The sequence below is a fragment of the Serratia sp. SM04 genome (genome assembly GCF_040280225.1).
GTDB classification, from domain to species: Bacteria; Pseudomonadota; Gammaproteobacteria; order Enterobacterales; family Enterobacteriaceae; genus Serratia; species Serratia sarumanii.
Genome location: NZ_JBEOQT010000004.1, coordinates 218,086 through 242,387 on the forward strand (window position 1 = coordinate 218,086; position 24,302 = coordinate 242,387).

Below are 24,302 nucleotides of genomic sequence, written 5' to 3' on the forward strand. Positions count from 1 at the left end.
GGTTGCTAGGCAGTGTTTTCTGCTGTTAGATCGCAGAGGCTGGATTGAATAACCGCACGGGATGTCATGGTTAATCCGAGCACAGCCTTCACTTCTATTTTCAGCGTCATTAAGGGGTTCATGTGAAACTGGATGAAATCGCGCGTCTCGCGGGCGTTTCGCGCACGACGGCCAGTTACGTCATCAACGGCAAGGCGAAGCAGTATCGTGTCAGCGATAAAACCGTCGAGAAAGTGATGGCCGTGGTCAGGGAGCATAACTATCACCCGAATGCCGTCGCGGCGGGGCTGCGCGCCGGGCGTACCCGTTCTATCGGTCTGGTGATCCCGGATCTGGAAAATACCAGCTATACCCGCATCGCCAACTACCTGGAGCGCCAGGCGCGCCAGCGTGGTTACCAATTGCTGATCGCCTGTTCCGAAGATCAGCCGGACAACGAAATGCGCTGTATCGAGCACCTGCTGCAGCGCCAGGTGGACGCTATCATCGTTTCCACCGCCTTGCCGCCGGAACATCCTTTCTATCAACGCTGGGCCAACGATCCGCTGCCGATCATCGCGCTGGACCGCGCGCTGGATCGCGAGCATTTCATCAGCGTCGTCGGGGCCGATCAGGAAGACGCCTTTGCGCTGGCGCAGGAGCTGCGCACCTTCCCGGCGGAATCGGTGCTGTATCTGGGTGCCTTGCCGGAGCTTTCGGTGAGCTTCCTGCGCGAGCAGGGCTTCCGTCAGGCCTGGCAAGAGGATCCCCGCCATGTCGATTACCTGTACGCCAACAGCTATGAACGTGAAGCCGCCGGCGCGCTGTTCGCCGAATGGCTGAAAACGCACCCGATGCCGCAGGCGCTGTTCACCACCTCATTCTCGCTGTTGCAGGGCGTGATGGACGTGACGCTGAAGCAACGCGGCCGTTTGCCTACCGATCTGGCGATTGCCACCTTCGGCGACCATGAACTGTTGGATTTCCTCGAGTGCCCGGTGCTCGCGGTGGCGCAGCGCCATCGCGACGTGGCCGAACGCGTGCTCGAGCTGGTGTTGGCCAGCCTGGACGAACCGCGTAAACCCAAGCCGGGTTTGACGCGTATTCGCCGCAATCTGTTCCGCCGCGGCAGCCTGAGCCGCAAATAGTTCGCTCTACGGGAGCTCGCTTTGGCGGGCTCCTGGTTTAGACATAGCCCGCCACCCGGAACAGCCGCCTGCAATATTCCAGGAAATAGCCATACACCACGCCCATCGCCATGGAGACCAGCGCATTACTGGTCACCGCCGCCAGCATTTGTGGGCCGTCGGCGCCTACGCTCCACAGAATGGCGGCATAAACCGGCGACTGGAAACTGACGTAGGCCAGCAGATCGGCGAGGTTGCGCAGCACGAACTGGCCGCGCGGGCAGCGGCGCGCCGTGCGGATAAACAGATCGCGATAGCGGCCGTAGGGCCAGGCGATCAGGATGTTGACCGGAATCGACAGCAGGCGCGAAGAGAGGGATTGCTGAAAGCTCATGCCGGAGATCAACACTTCTATCGCCATGCCGGCGATAAAGCAGTACACCACCAGTGCGAACGTATCGGCAGCGGCGCTACGCCAGTGAGCGGCGGGCGAAAGCATGTGTCATCCCCTTTGGTTAACCTGCTGTTAAATTATTAATGCTTGGATGTTAAGTCTGGGTTTTTGCGTTTTTTATAGTGTACTAATCTGCATTATGTTTTTTAACTAGGTTTATATTTTTATTTTTAACATTTGTTCGGTTTTTGTCCCGCGGAACCGGGGAAGAGGTGAGGGTGGAGGGATTAAAATCGGCACTTTAAAATAAACTCATTAAAAACATGTGGTTGCGACTTTTTGCTTCAAGTGAGGATTTTTTCCGGCAGAAATTGTGGAAATAAAGGTGTAAGAAAATGAAACCATAATTGTAAACAGGTATTTTGGGAATAATCTTACCAAATTGATTTAAATCGAAATTACTTCTGCTCGTAATATCCGAGCCATTTATTTTTTTCGCGGCCTCATCACGGCAGTGCAAATTGAAGTAAAATAGCGACCGGTTTTACGGTGAATAACGATTGAGCGTTATTAACTCAAGGAGTTATGGCCTTATTCCGCGATCGATTCGCCAGGCGCCGAGCCTTGGCGGGCGCGGCTCGCCAGCGGTTACCGCACTGAGATTGCCGAGCTGAAAAATGAGACATGGCTTGCAGAAGGAAGTAATGAGTTAATTAATCGCCAGTTCGTCAGGTTTTTAATCAGATTCTTTCCGCTTAGAAAATTCTCTCCGTTTATCATGGTGTTAATTTTTAATCGTCGAATAATCAGAGTTTCTTTCGCGAGTCAGCTCCCAAAATGACCAGAGAAATATTGCCAAAGCGCTGGCGCTCTGGCTTGACAAGGTTTTCATACCCTCCGTAAACTCCATTGTGTGGGAATTTGTGGGGTAAAGTGGTGAAAACGGTCACTAAGGGGTAGCTCAGGAATGTTCCGTGGAGCGACGATGGTCAACCTCGACAGCAAAGGGCGGCTCGCCGTACCTACCCGATATCGGGAATTGCTCAACGAGGAATCGCAAGGCCAAATGGTCTGTACCATTGACCTCCATCAGCCCTGCCTGCTGCTTTATCCTTTGCCCGAATGGGAAATTATTGAACAAAAATTATCACGTCTGTCGAGCATGAATCCCGCCGAGCGCCGCGTTCAGCGCCTGTTGCTGGGGCATGCCAGTGAGTGTCAGATGGATAGTGCCGGTCGTTTGCTGCTCGCCAATACGCTGCGGCAACACGCCGGGCTCACGAAAGAAGTGATGCTGGTCGGTCAGTTCAACAAGTTTGAACTGTGGGATGAACAGACCTGGTATCAACAAGTCAAGGATGATATTGACGCTGAACAGTCGACTCAGGAACCGTTGTCTGAGCGGCTACAGGACTTGTCGCTATAAGCATGTTGGAAAACTATAAACACACCACCGTCCTGCTGGACGAAGCCGTCAACGGCCTCAACATCCGCAGCAACGGCATATATATCGACGGTACTTTTGGTCGCGGTGGCCATTCTCGTCTGATTCTGTCCCAACTGGGGCCGGAAGGACGCTTGTTGGCGATTGACCGTGACCCTCAGGCGATTGCAGCCGCCAAATCTATTGAAGATCCTCGTTTTACCATCGTACACGGCCCATTCTCCGAGTTGTCGCACTACGTGCGGGAACGTGAATTGGTGGGCAAGATCGACGGCGTTCTGCTCGATCTGGGCGTTTCTTCGCCGCAGCTTGACGACGCAGAGCGCGGGTTTTCCTTTATGCGCGATGGCCCGCTGGACATGCGCATGGATCCCTCCACCGGCCTGTCCGCCGCAGAGTGGCTGATGAAGGCCGAAGCGGACGACATCGCCTGGGTGCTGAAAACCTTTGGCGAAGAGCGTTTCGCCAAGCGCATCGCGCGCGCCATCGTGGAAAGAAACCGCGTGGAGCCGATGACGCGCACCAAAGCGTTGGCGGATCTGATTGCCGATGCCAGCCCGTTCCGTGAAAAGCACAAGCATCCGGCGACGCGCAGCTTCCAGGCGATCCGCATCTATATCAACAGCGAGCTGGAAGAGATCGAGCGTGCGCTCGACGGCGCGCTGGAAGTGCTGGCCCCACGGGGCCGTTTGTCGATCATCAGCTTCCACTCGCTGGAAGACCGCATCGTCAAACGCTTTATGCGTCACCACAGCCGCGGCGCCCAGGTGCCGGCGGGCATTCCGTTGACCGAAGAGCAACTGCGCAGCATGGGCGGGCGAACGCTGAAAGCGCTGGGCAAAATGATGCCGTCGGAAGCGGAAGTGGCGGACAACCCGCGTGCGCGCAGCTCGGTGCTGCGTATTGCTGAGAGGATGCCCGCGTGATCGGCAACGAACGTCACGGCCTGGTCGGGGTGATTGGCGGCGATCTGCTGCGCAATGCCAAGATCCCCCTGATTTTACTGATTGCGTCACTGGTCTCCGCGGTTTTCGTGGTGACCACCGCGCACCGCACCCGCCTGCTGACCGCCGAGCGCGAACAGCTGGTGCTGGAGCGCGATGCGCTGGATATCGAGTGGCGCAACCTGATTTTAGAAGAGAACGCCCTCGGCGATCACAGCCGGGTTGAACGTATCGCGACAGAAAAACTGCAGATGCAACACGTTGATCCATCGCAGGAAAATATCATCGTTAAACAATGAATGGTTTAACCGGAATAATGACACGGAGTAGAAAGGAAACGCATGAAAGCAGCGCGCCCCGGTAAGTTGAGACGCCAGGAAGATCAGGCCAGCTTTGTCAGCTGGCGTTTTGCGTTGCTGTGCGGCTGCATTTTGCTGGCGATGGTCGGCTTGATGCTGCGCGTCGCGTACCTGCAGGTCATCAACCCCGATCGTCTGGTGAAAGAAGGCGACATGCGTTCGCTGCGCGTGCAGGAAGTGCCGACCGCGCGCGGCATGATCAGCGATCGCGCCGGCCGGCCGTTGGCGGTCAGCGTGCCGGTCAATGCGGTGTGGGCGGATCCGAAAGAGCTGAACGAGCGCGGCGGCATCACGCTGGACAGCCGTTGGAAAGCGCTTTCCGATGCGCTGAACATCCCGCTGGACCAACTCTCAAACCGCATCAACGCTAACCCGAAAGGGCGCTTCGTTTATCTGGCGCGCCAGGTGAACCCGGCGATCGGCGACTACATCCACAAACTCAAGCTGCCGGGGATCTACCTGCGGCAGGAGTCGCGCCGTTACTATCCGGCGGGGCAGGTGACGTCGCATATCATCGGCGTGACCAATATCGACGGGCAAGGCATCGAAGGCGTCGAGAAGAGCTTCGACCGCTGGCTGACCGGGCAACCGGGCGAGAGAACGGTGCGTAAGGACCGCTTCGGCCGGGTGATCGAAGATATTTCCTCCGTCGACAGCCAGGCGGCGCACAACCTGGTGCTGAGCGTCGATGAACGCCTGCAGGCGCTGGTGTATCGCGAGCTGAACAACGCGGTGGCGTTCAACAAGGCCGAGTCGGGCACTGCGGTGCTGATCGACGTGAACACCGGCGAAGTGCTGGCGATGGCCAACAGCCCGTCTTACAACCCGAACAACATGGCCGGTACGCCGAAAGAGACCATGCGTAACCGTGCTATCACCGATATTTTTGAACCCGGTTCAACCGTGAAGCCGATGGTGGTGATGACCGCGCTGCAAAACGGCGTGGTGAGAGAAAACAGCGTGCTGAACACCATCCCGTACCGCATTCAGGGCCACGAGATCAAAGACGTGGCGCGGTACTCGGAGCTGTCATTGACCGGGATCTTGCAGAAGTCGAGTAACGTCGGTGTTTCAAAGCTGGCGTTAGCGATGCCGTCCTCAGCGTTAGTAGATACTTACTCTCGTTTTGGGCTGGGAAAAGCGACCAATTTGGGGCTGGTCGGAGAAAGCAGTGGCATATACCCAAAAAAACAACGGTGGTCTGACATAGAGAGGGCCACCTTCTCTTTCGGCTACGGGCTGATGGTAACTCCGTTACAGTTGGCGCGAGTCTATGCAACGATCGGCAGCCTGGGCGTATATCGCCCATTGTCGATCACCAAGGTTGACCCTCCGGTCGCCGGCGAGCGCGTTTTCCCTGAAGCTCTGGTGCGCACCGTGGTGCACATGATGGAAAGCGTGGCCCTGCCGGGCGGCGGCGGCGTGAAAGCCGCCATCAAGGGATACCGTATCGCCATCAAAACCGGTACCGCGAAAAAAGTGGGCCCGGACGGCAAATACGTCAACCGATACATCGCTTATACCGCCGGCGTCGCGCCGGCAAGTAACCCCCGTTTTGCCCTGGTGGTCGTCATCAATGACCCGCAGGGTGGGAAATACTATGGTGGCGCAATCTCCGCGCCGGTGTTCGGCGCCATCATGGGCGGCGTATTGCGCACCATGAACGTCGAGCCTGACGCGTTGCCTACCGGTGACAAAAGCGAATTAGTGATTAACAAGAAAGAGGGTTCAGGTGGCAGATCGTAATTTGCGCGACTTACTCGCCCCGTGGGTGCCGACGGCACCCGGGCGCGCGCTGCGGGAAATGACATTAGACAGCCGTGTGGCGGCTGCCGGGGATCTGTTTGTCGCCGTTGTCGGCCATCAAACGGATGGACGCCGCTATATTCCGCAGGCCATCGCGCAGGGCGTCGCCGCCGTGATCGCCGAAGCTGACGGTCAGGCCGAAGACGGCGCCATCGTTGAAATGCACGGCGTGCCGGTGATCTACCTGAGCCAACTGAACCAGCGCCTTTCCGCGCTGGCCGGGCGTTTTTACCACCAGCCGGGCGAGCGTCTGCGTTTGGTCGGCGTGACCGGCACCAACGGCAAAACCACCACTACGCAGCTGCTGGCGCAGTGGAGCCAACTGCTGGGCGAAACCAGCGCGGTGATGGGCACCGTCGGCAACGGCCTGCTGGGCCAGGTGTGCCCGACCGAGAATACCACCGGTTCTGCGGTGGATGTTCAACACGTATTAAACGAGCTGGCGGAACAGGGCGCGACCTTCGCCGCCATGGAAGTTTCTTCCCACGGTCTGGTGCAACACCGGGTGGCGGCGCTGCCGTTCGCCGCGGCGGTCTTCACCAACCTGAGCCGCGATCACCTGGATTACCACGGTGATATGGCCAATTACGAGGCGGCCAAATGGTCGCTGTTCGCCGCCCACAGCGTGGGGCAGGCGATCATCAACGCCGACGATGAAGTCGGTCAGCGCTGGCTGAGGAAGCTGCCGGATGCGGTGGCGGTGACGATGCAGGGCAACCTGCAGCCGGGCGGCCACGGCCGCTGGCTGAAAACCACGGCGGTCGACTATCACGACAACGGCGCCACGGTTCGCTTCAGCTCCAGCTGGGGCGACGGCGAGATCGAAAGCCGCCTGATGGGCGCGTTCAACGTCAGCAACCTGCTGTTGGCCTTGGCGACGCTGCTGTCGCTGGGCTATCCGCTGGAGGCGCTGGTGGAAACCGGCAGCCGTCTGCAGCCGGTCTGCGGCCGCATGGAAGTGTTTAACGCGCCGGGCAAACCGACGGTGGTGGTGGATTACGCCCACACGCCGGATGCGCTGGAAAAAGCGCTGGAAGCCGCGCGCCTGCACTGCCAGGGGCAGCTGTGGTGCGTGTTCGGCTGCGGCGGCGATCGCGACAAGGGCAAGCGTCCGCTGATGGGCGGCATCGCCGAACAGTTCGCCGATCGCGTGGTGATCACCGATGACAACCCGCGTACCGAAGAGCCGCGCGCGATTATCAACGATATCCTGACCGGATTGCTGGACGCCGGGCAGGCGCTGGTGATCCACGGCCGCGCCGAAGCGGTAACCAGCGCCATCATGCAGGCGCAGGAACAGGACGTGGTGTTGGTGGCGGGCAAAGGCCACGAAGATTATCAGCTGGTGGGCAACCGCCGCCTGGATTACTCCGACCGCACGACGGTCGCCCGACTGCTGGGGGTGCTGGCATGATCCCTGTCTCTCTTCAGACACTGGCTGAGGTATTGAGCGCTGAGCTGATTGGCGCCGATTGCCAAATTGTCGAGGTGACGACAGACACCCGCAAGGTGACCGCCGGTTGCCTGTTTGTGGCGCTGAAAGGCGAGCGTTTCGACGCTCACGACTTCGCGGCGGATGCCGTAGCCGCAGGCGCCGGGGCGTTGCTGGTCAGTAAGCGCTTATTGGTGGACGTGCCGCAGCTGGTGGTGCAAGACACCCGTCTGGCGCTGGGGCAGCTTGGCGCCTGGGTGCGTCAGCAGGTGCCGGCGCGCGTGGTGGCGCTGACCGGCTCCTCGGGCAAGACATCGGTGAAAGAAATGACCGCCGCCATTCTGCGCGAATGCGGCGAAGTGCTGTATACCGCCGGCAACTTCAATAACGACATCGGCGTGCCGCTGACGTTGCTGCGTCTGGAACCGCAGCATGATTTTGCCGTGATTGAGCTGGGCGCTAACCACATTGGCGAAATTGCTTACACCACCGCATTGACGCGGCCGCAGACCGCTTTGGTGAACAACCTGGCGGCGGCTCACCTGGAAGGCTTTGGCTCGCTGGCCGGCGTCGCCCAGGCGAAAGGTGAAATCTTTACCGGCCTGCCGGCCGACGGCGTGGCGATCATCAACGCCGATAACAACGACTGGCCGCACTGGCAGAACATGCTGGGCGGCAAAACCGTCTGGCGCTTCTCGCCGCAGGCCGCCGCAGGCGTGGACTTCTTCGCGGACGACGTGCGGGTAAACGGCGCGGGCACGCAGTTCACGCTGCACAGCCCGTTCGGCACCGCCGAGATCGCGCTGCCGCTGCCGGGGCGCCACAACGTGGCCAATGCGCTGGCGGCGACGGCGCTGGCGATGTCGGTGGGCGCCACCCTCGAAGCGGTGCGTCAGGGGCTGAAACAGCTGCAGGCGGTGCCGGGGCGTCTGTTCCCGGTGGCGCTGGCCGAAGGCAAGCTGCTGCTGGACGACAGCTATAACGCCAACGTCGGGTCGATGACCGCGGCGGCGCAGGTGCTGGCAGAGATGCCGGGCTACCGCGTGATGGTGGTCGGCGATATGGCCGAGCTGGGTGCGGAAGCGGAAGAGTGTCACCGTCAGGTGGGCGAAGCCGCCCGTCTGGCCGGGGTCGACAAAGTGATCAGCGTCGGCGGTTTGAGCCGCGTGCTGAGCGAAGCCTCCGGCAACGGCGAACATTATCAGGACAAGACAGCAGTGATCGCGCGCGTGGCGGAATTACTGTCGGAACATGCGGTCATTACCGTGTTAATCAAAGGTTCACGTAGTGCCGCAATGGAGCAGGTAGTACGCGCGTTACAGGAGAAAGCACCATGTTAGTTTGGCTGGCCGAGCATTTGGTCAAGTATTACTCAGGCTTCAACGTCTTTTCTTATCTGACGTTCCGAGCCATTGTCAGCCTGCTGACCGCGCTGTTCCTGTCGCTGTGGATGGGCCCGCGGGTGATCAAGCGCCTGCAAGAAATGTCCTTCGGCCAGGTGGTGCGTAACGACGGCCCCGAGTCGCACTTCAGCAAGCGCGGCACGCCGACCATGGGCGGCATCATGATCCTGACCTCCATCACCATTTCGGTGCTGATGTGGGCTTACCCGTCCAACCCGTATGTCTGGTGCGTGCTGTTCGTGCTGGTGGGGTACGGCATCGTCGGCTTCGTCGACGACTACCGCAAGGTGGTGCGTAAGGACACCAAAGGGCTGATCGCCCGCTGGAAGTATTTCTGGCAGTCGGTGATTGCGCTGATTGTCGCATTCGCCATGTACGCCGTAGGAAAAGACACGCCAGCCACCGAGCTGGTTGTGCCGTTCTTTAAGGACGTGATGCCGCAGCTGGGCCTGCTGTATATCCTGCTGGCCTATTTCGTCATCGTCGGCACCAGCAACGCGGTCAACCTGACCGATGGCCTGGACGGCCTGGCGATCATGCCGACGGTATTCGTGGCGGCCGGCTTCGCGCTGGTGGCCTGGGCGACCGGTAACATGAACTTCGCCAACTACCTGCATATTCCGTATCTGCGTCATGCCGGTGAGCTGGTGATCGTGTGTACCGCCATCGTCGGCGCCGGCCTCGGGTTCCTGTGGTTCAACACTTACCCGGCCCAGGTATTTATGGGCGACGTCGGTTCGTTGGCGCTGGGCGGCGCGCTGGGCACCATCGCGGTGCTGCTGCGTCAGGAGTTCTTGTTGGTGATCATGGGCGGCGTATTCGTGGTAGAGACGCTGTCGGTGATCCTGCAGGTGGGATCGTTCAAGCTGCGCGGGCAACGCATTTTCCGCATGGCGCCGATTCACCACCACTATGAATTGAAAGGCTGGCCGGAGCCGCGCGTTATCGTGCGCTTCTGGATCATTTCGCTGATGCTGGTGCTGATTGGCCTGGCAACGCTGAAGGTGCGTTAATCATGGCAGACTATCAGGGTAGAAAAGTCGTCATCATCGGGTTGGGCCTCACTGGCCTGTCCTGTGTCGATTTCTTCATGGCGCGCGGCGTGACGCCGCGCGTGATGGATACCCGTATCGCGCCGCCAGGGTTGGACAAACTGCCTGAAAGCGTGGAGCGCCATCTGGGCGATCTGAATCAGGACTGGCTGCTGGCGGCGGATCTGATCGTCGCCAGTCCGGGCGTCGCGCTGGCGACCCCGGCATTGAGCGCCGCGGCGGACGCCGGCGTGGAAATCGTCGGTGACGTCGAACTGTTCTGCCGTGAAGCGCAGGCGCCGATCGTGGCGATCACCGGCTCTAACGGTAAAAGCACCGTCACCACCCTGGTGGGCGAGATGGCGAAAGCCGCCGGTTGGGCGGTGGGCGTGGGCGGCAATATCGGCCTGCCGGCGCTGAGCCTGCTGCGCCAGGAATGCCAGCTTTACGTGCTGGAGTTGTCCAGCTTCCAGCTGGAAACGACGTATAGCCTGCGGGCGGCGGCGGCGACCATCCTGAACGTGACCGAAGATCATATGGATCGCTATCCGTTCGGCCTGCAGCAGTATCGCGGCGCCAAGCTGCGCGTGTATGAAAACGCCGCGGTGTGCGTGGTGAACGCCGACGATGCGCTGACCATGCCGGTGCGCGGCGCCGACGAGCGCTGCGTCAGCTTCGGCGCCGACGTGGGCGACTATCACCTGAACCGTCAGCAGGGGGAAACCTGGCTGCGGGTGCGCGGTGAGAAGGTGCTGAATACGCGCGAGATGAAGCTGACCGGCCGCCACAATTACACCAACGCCCTGGCAGCGCTGGCGTTGGCGGATGCGGTCAATATTCCGCGCGCATCCAGCCTGAAGGCGCTGACCACCTTCACCGGCCTGGCGCACCGCTTCCAGCTGGCCTGGGAGAACAACGGCGTGCGTTGGATCAACGATTCCAAAGCCACCAACGTCGGCAGCACCGAAGCGGCGCTGAACGGCCTGCAGGTGGACGGCACGCTGCATCTGCTGCTGGGCGGCGACGGCAAGTCCGCCGATTTCTCGCCGCTGGCGCGCTATCTGCAGGGCGACAATGTGCGGCTGTACTGCTTTGGCCGCGACGGCGCCCAACTGGCACAGCTGCGGCCGGAGGTGGCGACGCTGACCGAGACCATGGAGCAGGCGATGCGCACCATCGCCGGCCGCGTACAGCCCGGCGACATGGTATTGCTGTCGCCGGCCTGCGCCAGCCTCGATCAGTTCCGTAATTTTGAAGTGCGCGGCGATGAGTTCGCCCGCCTGGCGCAGGAGCTTGGCGGATGAAACTACGCTTGCCGAACTTCGGGCTGACAGAACGGATGAAAGACTGGGTGACCGGCGCGCGCGACAACGATGCGGTCAACATGGTGCTGTACGATCGCACCCTGCTGTGGCTGACCTTCGGGTTGGCGATCATCGGCTTCGTGATGGTGACCTCGGCGTCGATGCCGATCGGCCAACGCCTGGCGGACGATCCGTTCCTGTTCGCCAAACGTGACGCGCTGTACCTCGGCCTGGCGTTCGGTCTGTCGCTGGTGACGCTGCGTATCCCGATGGAAGTTTGGCAGCGTTACAGCAACGTGATGCTGCTGATGTCGATAGTGATGCTGCTGATCGTGCTGGTGGTGGGAAGCTCGGTAAACGGGGCCTCGCGCTGGATCGCGCTCGGCCCGCTGCGTATTCAGCCGGCGGAGCTGTCCAAGCTGTCGCTGTTCTGCTACCTGGCGAGCTATCTGGTGCGCAAGGTGGAAGAGGTGCGCAGCAACTTCTGGGGCTTCTGCAAGCCGATGGGCGTGATGGTGGTGCTGGCGGTGCTGCTGCTGGCGCAGCCGGACCTCGGTACCGTGGTGGTGCTGTTCATCACCACGCTGGCGATGCTGTTCCTGGCCGGCGCGAAAATGTGGCAGTTCCTGGCGATCATCGGCTCCGGCGTGTTCGCCGTGGTGCTGCTGATCATCGCGGAACCGTACCGTATGCGCCGCGTGACCTCGTTCTGGAACCCGTGGGCCGACCCGTTCGGCAGCGGCTACCAGCTGACCCAGTCGCTGATGGCGTTTGGCCGCGGCGAGTTCTGGGGGCAGGGGCTCGGCAACTCGGTGCAGAAACTCGAGTATTTGCCGGAAGCGCACACCGACTTCATCTTCTCCATTTTGGGTGAAGAACTGGGCTATATCGGTGTGGTTTTAGCCCTGTTAATGGTATTCTTCGTCGCTTTTCGCGCGATGTCCATCGGGCGCCGCGCGCTGGAGATCGACCAACGCTTCTCCGGCTTCCTGGCCTGCGCGATCGGCGTATGGTTCAGCTTCCAGGCGCTGGTTAACGTCGGCGCCGCGGCGGGCATGCTGCCGACCAAAGGTCTGACGCTGCCGCTGATCAGTTACGGCGGTTCAAGTTTGCTGATTATGTCGACGGCCATCGTGCTGTTGCTGCGAATTGATTATGAAACGCGCCTGACCAAGGCTCAGGCGTTTGTGAAGAGGTAAGGGATGAGCGGGAAACCTAAGCGTTTAATGGTGATGGCAGGCGGTACCGGCGGGCACGTGTTCCCGGGGCTGGCGGTCGCGCATCATCTGATGGCGCAGGGCTGGCAGGTGCGCTGGCTCGGAACCGCAGACCGAATGGAAGCCGATCTGGTGCCGAAGCACGGGATCGAGATTGATTTTATCCGCATCTCCGGCCTGCGCGGCAAAGGCCTGAAGGCCCAGCTGACTGCGCCGCTGCGGATCTGGCAGGCGGTGCGCCAGGCGAAAGCCATCATGCGCAGCTATCAGCCGGATGTGGTGCTGGGGATGGGCGGTTACGTTTCCGGCCCCGGCGGCCTGGCGGCTTGGCAGTGCGGCATCCCGGTGGTGCTGCACGAGCAGAACGGCATCGCCGGCTTGACCAACCGCTGGCTGGCGCGCATCGCCGCCAAAGTGATGCAGGCCTTCCCTGGCGCGTTCCCGAACGCCGAGGTGGTGGGCAACCCGGTGCGCACCGACGTGTTGGCGCTGCCGCTGCCGGCGGAGCGGTTGCAGGGGCGCGAAGGCCCGATCCGCGTGCTGGTGATTGGCGGAAGTCAGGGCGCGCGCGTGCTGAATCAGACAGTTCCTGAAGTCGCGGCGCGTTTGGGCGATAGAATTACGCTCTGGCATCAGGTTGGCAAGGGCGCGCTGGAAACGGTGCTGCGCGACTACGAAAGGGGAGGGCAGACGCAGCACAAGGTGACCGAGTTCATCGACGACATGGCCGCCGCCTACGCCTGGGCCGACGTGGTGGTCTGCCGCTCCGGCGCGTTGACCGTCAGCGAAATCGCGGCGGCGGGGCTGCCGGCGATCTTCGTGCCGTTCATGCACAAGGACCGTCAGCAGTACTGGAACGCGCGTCCGCTGGAAGAAGCCGGCGCGGCGAAGATTATCGAACAGCCGCAGTTCAACGCCGATGTGGTGGCCGAACTGCTGGCGAGCTGGGATCGCAAGACGCTGCTGGCCATGGCCGAGAAAGCGCGTGCGGTCGCCATTCCGGACGCCACCGAGCGCGTGGCGGCGGAGCTGGTGCGGCTCGCCAAGTAACGAGTGCAGGGGTTCGGTGCGCTGAACCTGAATAAAAGCAATGTGATGTAGGGCCGGGGTACCGGATCCGGATTAGAGAGAGTGATGAATACACAACAACTGGCGAAACTACGTACTATCGTGCCCGAGATGCGTCGCGTCCGGCACATTCACTTTGTCGGCATCGGTGGTGCCGGCATGGGTGGTATCGCCGAAGTGTTGGCAAACGAAGGGTATCAGATCAGCGGCTCCGACCTGGCGCCGAATCCGGTCACCCAACAGTTGAGCGCGCTCGGGGCGACGATTTACTTCAATCACCGTCCGGAAAACGTGCTGGATGCGAGCGTGGTGGTGGTGTCTACCGCCATCTCCGCCGACAACCCGGAGATCGTCGCCGCCCGTGAAGCGCGCATCCCGGTGATCCGCCGCGCAGAGATGCTGGCGGAGCTGATGCGTTTTCGCCACGGCATCGCTATCGCCGGCACGCACGGCAAAACCACCACCACGGCGATGGTTTCGAGCATTTACGCCGAAGCCCGCCTGGACCCGACCTTTGTCAACGGCGGGCTGGTGAAGGCGGCGGGCACCCACGCGCGACTGGGGTCCAGCCGTTATCTGATCGCGGAAGCGGATGAGAGCGATGCGTCGTTCCTGCATCTGCAGCCGATGGTGGCCGTGGTCACCAACATCGAAGCCGACCACATGGACACCTACCAGGGCGACTTTGAGAACCTGAAGCAGACGTTTATCAATTTCTTGCACAACCTGCCGTTCTACGGCCGCGCGGTGATGTGCATCGACGATCCGGTAGTGCGCGAGCTGTTGCCGCGCGTGGGTCGCCACATCACCACCTATGGCTTCAGTGAAGATGCCGATGTGCGCATCGAAGACTACCGGCAGATTGGGCCGCAGGGGCACTTTACCCTGAGCCGTCAGGACAAGCCGTTGCTGACGGTGACGCTGAACGCGCCGGGCCGCCACAATGCGTTGAACGCCGCAGCGGCGGTAGCGGTAGCGACCGAAGAAGGCATCGACGACGAAGATATCCTGCGCGCGCTGGCGGGCTTCCAGGGCACCGGGCGCCGCTTCGATTTCCTCGGCGAGTTCCCGCTGGAGCCGGTCAACGGCAAAGCGGGCAGCGCGATGCTGGTGGACGACTACGGCCACCATCCGACCGAGGTGGACGCCACGCTGAAAGCGGCGCGCGCCGGCTGGCCGGACAAGCGTCTGGTGATGATCTTCCAGCCGCACCGTTATACGCGCACCCGCGATCTGTACGACGATTTCGCCAACGTGCTGTCGCAGGTGGATGTGCTGCTGATGCTCGACGTGTACGCCGCCGGCGAAGCGCCGATCCCGGGCGCGGACAGCCGTTCGCTGTGCCGCACCATCCGCAGCCGCGGCAAGCTGGATCCGATCCTGGTTTCCGATGCCGATACCGTGCCGGAAACCCTGGCGCAGCTGCTGCAGGATGAAGACCTGGTGCTGGTGCAAGGCGCCGGCAACGTGGGCAAAATCGCCCGTAAACTGGCCGAGCTGAAGCTGCAGCCGCCGAAGAAAGAGGAGGAGCACCATGGCTGATAAAGTTGCAGTTCTGCTGGGCGGCACCTCCGCTGAACGTGAAGTCTCCCTGCAATCCGGCGCCGCGGTGCTGGCCGGGTTGCGCGAAGCCGGTATCGATGCGCACGGCGTCGATACCCGCGATTTCCCGGTGACCCAGCTGAAAGAGCAGGGGTTCACCAAGGTGTTTATCGCGCTGCACGGGCGCGGCGGCGAGGACGGCACCCTGCAGGGGCTGCTGGAGTTCCTCGAACTGCCTTATACCGGCAGCGGCGTGATGGCCTCGGCGCTGACCATGGACAAATGGCGCACCAAGATGGTGTGGCAGTCGATGGGCTTGCCGGTGGCGCCTTACGTGGCGCTGAATCGCCAGCTGTATCTCGGCGCTGAAAAAGCAGCGCTGCTGGAGCGCGTGGCGGATCTCGGCCTGCCGCTGATCGTCAAGCCGAGCCGAGAAGGCTCCAGCGTCGGCATGAGCAAGGTCACCGAGAGCGCCGCGTTGGAAGCCGCGCTGGAAGAGGCCTTCCGTCATGACGACGATGTGCTGGTGGAGAAGTGGCTGAGCGGCCCGGAATACACCGTAGCGATGCTGGGCGACCAGGTGCTGCCGTCGATCCGCATCCAGCCGGCCGGCGTGTTTTACGACTACCAGGCCAAGTACATTTCGGACGACACGCAGTACTTCTGCCCGAGCGGTTTGAGCGCCGAGCAGGAAGCCGAGATGGCGGCGTTGGCGCTGCGCGCCTATCGCGGCCTGGACTGCAGCGGCTGGGGCCGCGTCGACGTGATGCAAGACAGCGATGGCAGCTTCTATCTGCTTGAGGTGAACACCTCTCCGGGCATGACCAGTCATAGCCTGGTGCCGATGGCGGCGCGCCAGTTTGGATTAAGCTTCTCGCAGTTGGTGGCGAGAATTTTGGAGTTGGCCGACTGATATGTCGCAAGCTGCCCTGAATGCGCGCGATCGCGAGGTGGATAACGGCCCGCGCCGCAGCAATGGAACCCAGTTGGCGGGAATGATTTTCCTGCTGATGGTGTTGGGAACGGTCGTGTGGAGCGGTTGGGCGGTGCTTGGCTGGATGAAAGACGCCAGTCGCCTGCCGCTCTCAAGGCTGGTGGTGACCGGCGAACGCCACTACACCACCAACGATGATATTCGTCAGGCGATCCTGGCGCTGGGCGCGCCCGGCACCTTTATGACGCAGGATGTGGACGTTATCCAGCAGCAGATCGAGCGTCTGCCGTGGATCAAGCAGGCCAGCGTGCGCAAACAATGGCCGGATGAGCTGAAGATCCATCTGGTGGAGTACGTCCCGGTGGCGCGCTGGAACGATTTGCACATGGTGGACGCCGAAGGCAAAGCGTTCAGCGTGCCGGCGGAGCGGGCGGGCAAACAGAAGTTGCCGCTGCTCTACGGGCCGGAAGGGAGCGAGCAGGATGTGCTGGAAGGCTATCGGGCGATGAGCGCTTCGTTGGCGGCCAGCAAATATACGCTGAAAATGGCGGCGATGACCGCGCGCCATTCCTGGCAGCTGGCGCTGGACAACGATGTCCGGCTTGAGCTGGGGCGCGATGACCGCAATGGGCGTTTGCAGCGGTTTATCGAGCTTTACCCGGTATTGCAGCAGCAGGGCCAGGCGGAGAGCAAGCGTGTCAGCTATGTCGATCTGCGCTACGAGTCCGGCGCTTCGGTAGGGTGGGCTCCGGTGTTGGTCGATCCGCAGGCGCTTGGCGGTCAGCAAAACAGTAATCAGCAACAGAATCAGGCACAGGCAAAACAACAATGATCAAGTCGACGGACAGAAAACTGGTAGTTGGACTGGAGATCGGTACTGCAAAAGTCTCCGCGTTGGTAGGGGAAGTTCTGCCCGATGGCATGGTCAACATTATCGGGGTGGGCAGCTGCCCGTCTCGCGGTATGGATAAGGGTGGCGTAAACGACCTGGAGTCGGTGGTGAAGTGCGTACAGCGCGCCATCGATCAGGCCGAGCTGATGGCGGACTGCCAGATCTCCTCGGTGTATCTGGCGCTGTCGGGCAAACACATCAGCTGCCAGAACGAAATCGGCATGGTGCCGATTTCGGAAGAGGAAGTGACGCAGGACGACGTGGAGAACGTGGTGCACACCGCCAAATCGGTGCGCGTGCGCGACGAACACCGCATCCTGCACGTGATTCCTCAGGAATACGCCATCGATTATCAGGAAGGCATCAAAAACCCGGTTGGGCTGTCCGGCGTGCGCATGCAGGCCAAGGTGCATCTGATTACCTGCCATAACGATATGGCGAAGAACATCGTCAAGGCCGTGGAACGTTGCGGCCTGAAAGTTGACCAACTTATTTTCGCCGGTCTGGCCGCGAGCTACGCGGTGCTGACCGAAGATGAACGCGAACTCGGCGTTTGCGTGGTGGATATCGGCGGCGGCACCATGGATATGGCGGTGTACACCGGCGGTGCGCTGCGCCACACCAAAGTGATCCCTTATGCCGGGAACGTGGTCACCAGCGATATCGCCTACGCCTTCGGCACGCCGCCGACCGACGCGGAAGCGATTAAAGTTCGACACGGCTGTGCGCTTGGGTCGATTGTTAGCAAGGATGAGAATGTAGAGGTGCCTAGCGTCGGGGGACGTCCTCCGCGCAGTCTGCAAAGACAGACGCTGGCTGAAGTCATTGAGCCACGCTACACCGAACTGTTGAATCTGGTTAACGATGAAATTTTGCAATTGCAGGAGCAACTGCGTCAGCAAGGGGTGAAGCATCATCTGGCGGCAGGTATCGTGCTGACCGGTGGCGCCGCCCAGATTGATGGCCTGGCAGCCTGTGCGCAACGGGTGTTCCACACTCAGGTACGCATCGGCCAACCCTTGAACATCACGGGTCTGACGGATTATGCGCAGGAGCCTTACTACTCGACGGCGGTAGGTCTGCTGCACTATGGAAAAGAGTCTCACCTGAGCGGTGAGACGGAAGTAGAAAAACGCGCCTCGGTGGGCAATTGGTTTAAACGCATCAATAGCTGGCTGAGAAAAGAGTTTTAATGTTTCAACAAAGAGATCATGCTGAGTAATCTTTTTATGATCTCGCAGCGACAGGCACAAAACGGAGAGAAACTATGTTTGAACCAATGGAACTAACCAATGACGCGGTGATTAAAGTCATCGGCGTCGGCGGCGGCGGTGGCAACGCCGTTGAACACATGGTGCGCGAGCGCATCGAAGGTGTTGAATTCTTCGCTGTGAACACGGACGCCCAGGCGCTCCGCAAAACGGCGGTTGGCCAAACCATCCAGATCGGTAGCGGTATTACCAAAGGTCTGGGTGCGGGCGCGAACCCGGAAGTGGGTCGCAATTCAGCGGAAGAAGACCGCGAAGCCCTGCGCGCAGCGCTGGACGGCGCAGACATGGTCTTCATCGCGGCCGGCATGGGCGGCGGTACCGGTACCGGTGCGGCGCCAGTGGTGGCTGAAGTGGCTAAAGATTTGGGTATTCTGACCGTGGCCGTGGTGACCAAGCCTTTCAACTTCGAAGGCAAGAAGCGCATGGCATTCGCGGAGCAGGGTATCGCTGAGCTGTCCAAACACGTGGACTCGCTGATCACCATCCCGAACGACAAATTGCTGAAAGTTCTGGGGCGCGGCATCTCTCTGCTGGACGCGTTCGGCGCGGCCAACGACGTGCTGAAAGGCGCGGTGCAGGGTATCGCCGAGCTGATCACCCGTCCGGGCCTGATGAACGTCGACTTCGCCGACGTGCGCACCGTGATGTCCGAAATGGGCTACGCGATGATGGGTTCCGGCGTGGCTTGCGGTGAAGACCGTGCCGAAGAAGCGGCCGAAATGGCGATCTCCAGCCCACTGCTGGAAGACATCGACCTGTCCGGCGCGCGCGGCGTGCTGGTCAACATTACCGCCGGCTTCGACCTGCGTCTGGATGAGTTCGAAACCGTGGGTAACACCATCCGTGCGTTCGCTTCCGACAACGCGACCGTGGTTATCGGTACCTCGCTGGATCCTGAAATGAACGACGAACTGCGCGTTACCGTGGTTGCAACCGGTATCGGTATGGACAAGCGTCCTGAAATCACCCTGGTGACCAATAAACAGGCCAGCCAGCCGGTGATGGATCACCGTTATCAGCAGCACGGCATGTCGCCTCTGCCGCAGGAAGTGAAACCTGCCGCCAAGGTGGTCAACGACCAAGCTGCGCAACCGAATAAAGAGCCCGACTATCTTGATATTCCAGCCTTCCTGCGTAAACAGGCAGACTAAGAATATCCTGAGAATTTGGAATCTCCGCTCTTTGTGCTAAACTGTCCCGCCGGCCATGCTGTATGCTTGGCTGGTAGGATGGATAACATTGCGAGATAAAACGATGATCAAACAAAGGACATTAAAACGTATTGTTCAGGCGACTGGCGTCGGTTTGCATACCGGCAAGAAAGTCACGCTGACAATGCGCCCAGCGCCGGCTAATACCGGGGTCATCTATCGTCGCACTGACTTGAATCCACCGGTTGATTTTCCGGCTGATGCAAAATCCGTGCGTGATACCATGCTCTGTACTTGCCTGGTGAATGAGCATGACGTGCGTATTTCGACCGTTGAGCACCTCAACGCCGCGCTGGCTGGGTTGGGCATCGACAACATCGTTATCGAAGTCGACGCCGCTGAAATCCCAATCATGGACGGCAGCGCCAGTCCGTTCGTGTTCTTGCTGCTGGATGCCGGCATCGAAGAGCTGAACTCGGCGAAGAAATTCCTGCGTCTGAAAGAGACCGTGCGTGTTGAAGATGGCGACAAATGGGCCGAGCTGTCCCCGCATAACGGGTTCCGCCTGGACTTCACCATCGACTTCAACCACCCGGCTATCGACGCCAGCTCTCAGCGCTATCGTCTTGATTTCTCGGCTGAGTCGTTCGTGCGTCAAATCAGCCGCGCGCGCACCTTCGGGTTCATGCGTGACATCGAATACCTGCAGTCCCGCGGCCTGGCCCTGGGCGGCAGCTTCGACTGCGCCATCGTGGTGGATGACTACCGCGTGCTGAACGAAGACGGCCTGCGTTTCGAAGACGAATTCGTACGTCACAAAATGCTGGACGCCATCGGCGACCTGTTCATGTGCGGCCACAACATCATTGGCGCGTTTACCGCGTACAAGTCTGGCCACGCGCTGAACAACAAACTGCTGCAGGCTGTACTGGCCAAGCAGGAAGCGTGGGAATACGTGACCTTCCAGGACGAAGCCGAAATGCCGTTGGCATTCAAGGCACCGTCCACCGTATTGGCGTAAGGTCTGAATTCCTCGCCCGCTGCGAATAACGGCAGGTGCATCCTCTGAGAGCCTGAGAATTCAGGCTCGTGATGCGGTCTGATGTTTTGCAGTTGTGTCGCTGATTACTTATCACGACTGGTTGTGTTGGTACCCTCTCCGGCCAATGCAGCCAGCCGTTCCAATATCTTGCGCAGTTTTTCCGGGCTACGGCTCGCCAATCCTCTCAGTTCTTCCGCACTTTCCAGACTCAAATGCCGCATCGGCACCGGTTTTTCCGGCGCTTTCTCTGCGTTTTGCACCTGGTGGCTGCCTTTCGCCATCAAGGCCGGATTAATCCTGATGTCGATCGACGACAATGATGGTAGAATTTGCGCTCGTAGTGCAGACAGCAAAGCGGGTTGTTCGTAGCGCAAGCGCATCATCCAACTGGCATTTGCCGTTTCGAGCACTAAAATACCCTGTCGGAAATTCGCGACGCGGCACCAGGGATGCAGGGGAGCGGGCAACAGGCCCTTCACTGCACGGTTAAGCTTGAGCAGCGCCACCGCGCGTTGCTGGACGTTATGCAGCGGCCCTTTGCTGCCGGCAGACGCGTCGTCGAACAGGACATCTAATAATTGTGGACGGCTATCGCGCATAATGGGCTCCGGCGGATTATAAACTCGTGATCGGTATTCTAAATCGTTGGCGACAATTTGGCAGACGTTATTTCTGGCCCCATCTCCTGTTAGGGATGGTTGCGGCCACGCTTGGCGCGTCTTCCAGTTTGTCCGGCGCCCCCGATCAGGCCGCACTGCCGAATACGTCGTCCAGCCTTAACCGGCAAAATGCGGCCAACGGCACCTTCAACAGCCTGGCCCTGCTGCAGGACGCGCATCGCCGTCCTACCTTCAGCGTAGATTATTGGCAGCAACATGCACTGCGCACCGTCATTCGTCACCTCTCTTTCGCGCTGGCGCCGCAGGCGGTTTATGCGCGGGTGCAGGAGAGCGAAGCCGAAGCCGAACCGCCTTTGCAGGTGGCGCAACTGGCGCTGCTTTCTACCCTCAACGCGCTGCTGACGCACGAGCCGAAGCCGCCGACCATCATTCGCCATACCCACCTTGAGGTGCTGCCAACGCTGGCACGGCACCAGACCGGCCTGTGGGTGGCGCAGGTACAGGGCATTCGCGCCGGGCCTGCCGCGCTCGTCTGACTCCGCCCTTAGGGCACAAAAACCATAAATAATAGCAAGTTGACTGCCGTATTCGGCCGTCATGACAGAGATATCAAACATCATGTTAGTGAAATTATTAACCAAAGTTTTTGGCAGCCGTAACGATCGTACTCTGCGCCGCATGCGCAAAGTGGTTGAGCAGATCAACCGCATGGAACCGGACATGGAAAAACTGTCCGATGACGAGCTGAAAGCGAAAACCAACGAGTTCCGCGCGCGCCTGGAGAAAGGCGAGTCGCTGGACAGCCTGATCCCTGAAGCCTTCGCCGTAGTGCGTGAGGCGAGCAAGCGCGTGTTCGGCATGCGTCACTTCGACGTGCAGCTGCTGGGCGGCATGGTGCTGAACGACCGCTGCATCGCCGAGATGCGTACCGGTGAAGGTAAGACCCTGACCGCGACGCTGCCGGCCTATCTGAACGCCCTGAGCGGCCGCGGCGTGCACGTCGTGACCGTCAACGACTATCTGGCGCAGCGTGACGCCGAAAACAACCGCCCGCTGTTCGAGTTCCTCGGCCTGAGCATCGGCATCAACCTGCCGGGCATGCCGGCGCCGGCCAAGCGTGAAGCTTACGCCGCCGACATCACCTACGGCACCAACAACGAATACGGCTTCGACTACCTGCGCGACAACATGGCGTTCAGCCCGGAAGAGCGCGTGCAGCGCAAACTGCACTATGCGCTGGTGGATGAGGTGGACTCCATCCTGATCGATGAAGCGCGTACGCCGCTGATCATCTCCGGCCCGGCCGAAGACAGCTCCGAGATGTACATCAAGGTCAACAAGCTGATCCCTAAACTGATCCGCCAGGAAAAAGAAGACTCCGACACCTTCAAGGGTGAAGGGCACTTCTCGGTGGATGAGAAGGCGCGCCAGGTTCACCTGACCGAACGCGGCCTGATCCTGATCGAAGAGATGCTGGTGGAAGCCGGCATCATGGATGAGGGCGAGTCGCTGTACTCGCCGACCAACATCATGCTGATGCACCACGTTACCGCCGCGCTGCGCGCCCACGTGCTGTTCACCCGCGACGTTGACTACATCGTGAAAGACGGCGAAGTGATCATCGTCGACGAACACACCGGCCGTACCATGCAGGGCCGCCGTTGGTCCGACGGCCTGCACCAGGCGGTGGAAGCCAAAGAAGGCGTGGAGATCCAGAACGAGAACCAGACGCTGGCTTCGATCACCTTCCAGAACTACTTCCGCCTGTACGAGAAGCTGGCGGGGATGACCGGTACCGCCGATACCGAAGCCTTCGAATTCAGCTCGATCTACAAGCTGGACACCATCGTGGTGCCAACCAACCGTCCGATGATCCGTAAGGACATGCCGGATCTGGTGTACATGACCGAGAAAGAGAAGATCGGCGCTATCATCGAAGACATCCGCGAGCGTACCGCCAAAGGCCAGCCGGTGCTGGTGGGCACCATCTCGATCGAGAAATCCGAAGTGGTTTCCCGCGAACTGACCAAAGCGGGCATCGAGCACAAGGTGCTGAACGCCAAATTCCACGCCATGGAAGCAGACATCGTCGCCCAGGCCGGCCAGAGCGGCGCGGTGACCATCGCCACCAACATGGCGGGCCGTGGTACCGATATCGTGCTGGGCGGCAGCTGGCAGGCCGAAGTGGCGCTGCTGGAAGCGCCGACCGAAGAGCAGATTGAAGCCATCAAAGCCGCCTGGAAAGAACGCCACGACGCGGTGCTGGCGGCAGGCGGCCTGCATATCATCGGCACCGAGCGCCATGAATCGCGCCGTATCGATAACCAGCTGCGCGGCCGTTCCGGTCGTCAGGGCGATGCCGGTTCATCCCGCTTCTACCTGTCGATGGAAGATGCCCTGATGCGTATCTTCGCTTCGGATCGCGTGTCCGGCATGATGCGTAAACTGGGTATGAAAGAAGGCGAAGCGATTGAGCACCCGTGGGTGACCAAGGCGATCGCCAACGCCCAGCGCAAGGTAGAGAGCCGCAACTTCGACATCCGTAAGCAGCTGCTGGAATACGACGACGTCGCCAACGATCAGCGCCGCGCCATCTACAGCCAGCGTAACGAATTGCTGGACGTGTCCGACGTGAGCGAAACCATCGCCAGCATCCGCGAGGACGTGTTCAAGAGCACCATCGACAACTACATCACGCCGCAGTCGCTGGAAGAAGAGTGGGACATTCAGGGGTTGGAAGAGCGCCTGAAGAACGACTTTGATCTGGAGATGCCGATCGCACAATGGCTGGACAAAGAGCCGGAGCTGCACGAAGAGACGCTGCGCGAACGCATTCTGGAGAACGCCAAAGAGCAGTACCAGCGTAAGGAAGACGTGGTCGGCAGCGAAATGATGCGCAACTTCGAGAAGGGCGTGATGCTGCAGACGCTGGATTCCCTGTGGAAAGAACACCTGGCGGCGATGGACTACCTGCGTCAGGGTATCCACCTGCGCGGCTATGCGCAGAAGGATCCGAAGCAGGAGTACAAGCGTGAATCCTTCAACATGTTCGCCACCATGCTGGAATCGCTGAAATACGAAGTGATCAGCGTGCTGAGCAAGGTACAGGTGCGGATGCCGGAAGAGGTGGAAGCGCTGGAACAGCAGCGCCGTGAAGAGGCTGAGCGCCTGGCGCAGCACCAACAGTTGAGCCACCACGACGAGAACGCGCTGGTGACCGAAGATCCGAACGCGCCGGCGACCGCCGAGCGTAAAGTGGGCCGCAACGATCCATGCCCATGCGGCTCCGGCAAGAAATACAAGCAGTGCCACGGCCGCCTGCAGTAATGCCGGCCGCGGTTA

21 protein-coding genes are annotated in these 24,302 nt (G+C 60.4%); 19 read left to right on the forward strand and 2 right to left on the reverse strand.

The window, feature by feature from the left end:
- Window positions 1-122: 122 nt before the first annotated feature.
- A complete protein-coding gene (cra, locus tag ABTW55_RS08520; protein WP_004932801.1) occupies window positions 123-1,127 on the forward strand; it encodes a catabolite repressor/activator in 1,005 nt (334 codons plus the stop codon).
- 37 nt (window positions 1,128-1,164) lie between these two features.
- On the opposite strand, the gene ABTW55_RS08525 is transcribed toward cra, so the two are convergent.
- The gene (locus ABTW55_RS08525; protein WP_033637098.1) at window positions 1,165-1,605 is read right to left on the reverse strand and encodes an L-alanine exporter AlaE; all 441 of its coding nucleotides are present in this window, start codon (window positions 1,603-1,605) and stop codon (window positions 1,165-1,167) included.
- A gap of 862 nt (window positions 1,606-2,467) precedes the next feature.
- On the opposite strand from ABTW55_RS08525, the gene mraZ reads away from it, so the two are divergent.
- The 16 genes from mraZ (at window position 2,468) to lpxC (ending at window position 20,319) form a co-directional block, all read left to right on the forward strand.
- Complete coding sequence (gene mraZ, locus ABTW55_RS08530; protein ID WP_025159638.1) at window positions 2,468-2,926, forward strand: division/cell wall cluster transcriptional repressor MraZ; 459 nt, start codon at window positions 2,468-2,470, stop codon at window positions 2,924-2,926.
- Between the two features lie 2 nt (window positions 2,927-2,928).
- On the forward strand, window positions 2,929-3,870 hold the full coding sequence (gene rsmH / locus ABTW55_RS08535; RefSeq protein ID WP_033637099.1) for a 16S rRNA (cytosine(1402)-N(4))-methyltransferase RsmH: 942 nt from the start codon (window positions 2,929-2,931) through the stop codon (window positions 3,868-3,870).
- A complete protein-coding gene (gene ftsL, locus ABTW55_RS08540) occupies window positions 3,867-4,187 on the forward strand; it encodes a cell division protein FtsL (protein ID WP_012005204.1) in 321 nt (106 codons plus the stop codon). The genes rsmH and ftsL overlap by 4 nt, the downstream gene beginning before the upstream one ends.
- A 42-nt stretch (window positions 4,188-4,229) precedes the next feature.
- On the forward strand, window positions 4,230-5,993 hold the full coding sequence (locus ABTW55_RS08545) for a peptidoglycan glycosyltransferase FtsI (protein ID WP_060422465.1): 1,764 nt from the start codon (window positions 4,230-4,232) through the stop codon (window positions 5,991-5,993).
- Window positions 5,980-7,467, forward strand: coding sequence for a UDP-N-acetylmuramoyl-L-alanyl-D-glutamate--2,6-diaminopimelate ligase (gene murE, locus ABTW55_RS08550; RefSeq protein WP_060422462.1), 1,488 nt, complete (start codon window positions 5,980-5,982; stop codon window positions 7,465-7,467). The genes ABTW55_RS08545 and murE overlap by 14 nt, the downstream gene beginning before the upstream one ends.
- Window positions 7,464-8,825: a UDP-N-acetylmuramoyl-tripeptide--D-alanyl-D-alanine ligase gene (gene murF / locus ABTW55_RS08555; protein ID WP_033652913.1), complete on the forward strand. Its 1,362-nt coding sequence runs from the start codon at window positions 7,464-7,466 to the stop codon at window positions 8,823-8,825. The genes murE and murF overlap by 4 nt, the downstream gene beginning before the upstream one ends.
- A complete protein-coding gene (gene mraY / locus ABTW55_RS08560) occupies window positions 8,819-9,901 on the forward strand; it encodes a phospho-N-acetylmuramoyl-pentapeptide-transferase (protein WP_004932782.1) in 1,083 nt (360 codons plus the stop codon). The genes murF and mraY overlap by 7 nt, the downstream gene beginning before the upstream one ends.
- Window positions 9,902-9,903: 2 nt before the next feature.
- Complete coding sequence (gene murD, locus ABTW55_RS08565; protein ID WP_033641855.1) at window positions 9,904-11,223, forward strand: UDP-N-acetylmuramoyl-L-alanine--D-glutamate ligase; 1,320 nt, start codon at window positions 9,904-9,906, stop codon at window positions 11,221-11,223.
- The gene (gene ftsW / locus ABTW55_RS08570; RefSeq protein ID WP_004932776.1) at window positions 11,220-12,422 is read left to right on the forward strand and encodes a cell division protein FtsW; all 1,203 of its coding nucleotides are present in this window, start codon (window positions 11,220-11,222) and stop codon (window positions 12,420-12,422) included. Before murD ends, ftsW begins: the two co-directional genes overlap by 4 nt.
- A gap of 3 nt (window positions 12,423-12,425) precedes the next feature.
- On the forward strand, window positions 12,426-13,490 hold the full coding sequence (murG, locus tag ABTW55_RS08575; RefSeq protein WP_060422458.1) for an undecaprenyldiphospho-muramoylpentapeptide beta-N-acetylglucosaminyltransferase: 1,065 nt from the start codon (window positions 12,426-12,428) through the stop codon (window positions 13,488-13,490).
- Between the two features lie 84 nt (window positions 13,491-13,574).
- On the forward strand, window positions 13,575-15,050 hold the full coding sequence (gene murC, locus ABTW55_RS08580) for a UDP-N-acetylmuramate--L-alanine ligase (RefSeq protein WP_025301571.1): 1,476 nt from the start codon (window positions 13,575-13,577) through the stop codon (window positions 15,048-15,050).
- Window positions 15,043-15,963 (forward strand): D-alanine--D-alanine ligase, encoded by a 921-nt coding sequence (locus ABTW55_RS08585; protein WP_060422455.1) that lies wholly within the window; start codon window positions 15,043-15,045, stop codon window positions 15,961-15,963. The genes murC and ABTW55_RS08585 overlap by 8 nt, the downstream gene beginning before the upstream one ends.
- Before the next feature lies 1 nt (window position 15,964).
- Window positions 15,965-16,816 carry a cell division protein FtsQ gene (gene ftsQ / locus ABTW55_RS08590; protein WP_033637108.1) on the forward strand — a complete coding sequence of 284 codons (852 nt, stop codon included), beginning with the start codon at window positions 15,965-15,967 and terminating at the stop codon, window positions 16,814-16,816.
- Window positions 16,813-18,069 (forward strand): cell division protein FtsA, encoded by a 1,257-nt coding sequence (gene ftsA, locus ABTW55_RS08595; RefSeq protein WP_004932758.1) that lies wholly within the window; start codon window positions 16,813-16,815, stop codon window positions 18,067-18,069. The genes ftsQ and ftsA overlap by 4 nt, the downstream gene beginning before the upstream one ends.
- Window positions 18,070-18,143: 74 nt before the next feature.
- Window positions 18,144-19,298, forward strand: a complete 1,155-nt coding sequence (gene ftsZ, locus ABTW55_RS08600; RefSeq protein ID WP_004932757.1) for a cell division protein FtsZ — start codon at window positions 18,144-18,146, stop codon at window positions 19,296-19,298.
- Between the two features lie 103 nt (window positions 19,299-19,401).
- Window positions 19,402-20,319 (forward strand): UDP-3-O-acyl-N-acetylglucosamine deacetylase, encoded by a 918-nt coding sequence (lpxC, locus tag ABTW55_RS08605; RefSeq protein WP_025159644.1) that lies wholly within the window; start codon window positions 19,402-19,404, stop codon window positions 20,317-20,319.
- A gap of 104 nt (window positions 20,320-20,423) precedes the next feature.
- Here lpxC and ABTW55_RS08610 read toward each other — a convergent pair whose 3' ends face one another.
- Window positions 20,424-20,939, reverse strand: a complete 516-nt coding sequence (locus ABTW55_RS08610; RefSeq protein ID WP_033637110.1) for a DUF721 domain-containing protein — start codon at window positions 20,937-20,939, stop codon at window positions 20,424-20,426.
- A gap of 26 nt (window positions 20,940-20,965) precedes the next feature.
- On the opposite strand from ABTW55_RS08610, the gene secM reads away from it, so the two are divergent.
- Together secM and secA are read left to right on the forward strand one after the other, a co-directional pair.
- The gene (gene secM, locus ABTW55_RS08615; RefSeq protein ID WP_033649205.1) at window positions 20,966-21,496 is read left to right on the forward strand and encodes a secA translation cis-regulator SecM; all 531 of its coding nucleotides are present in this window, start codon (window positions 20,966-20,968) and stop codon (window positions 21,494-21,496) included.
- Window positions 21,497-21,578: 82 nt separating this feature from the next.
- Window positions 21,579-24,287 carry a preprotein translocase subunit SecA gene (secA, locus tag ABTW55_RS08620; protein ID WP_060422452.1) on the forward strand — a complete coding sequence of 903 codons (2,709 nt, stop codon included), beginning with the start codon at window positions 21,579-21,581 and terminating at the stop codon, window positions 24,285-24,287.
- Window positions 24,288-24,302 lie beyond the last annotated feature (15 nt).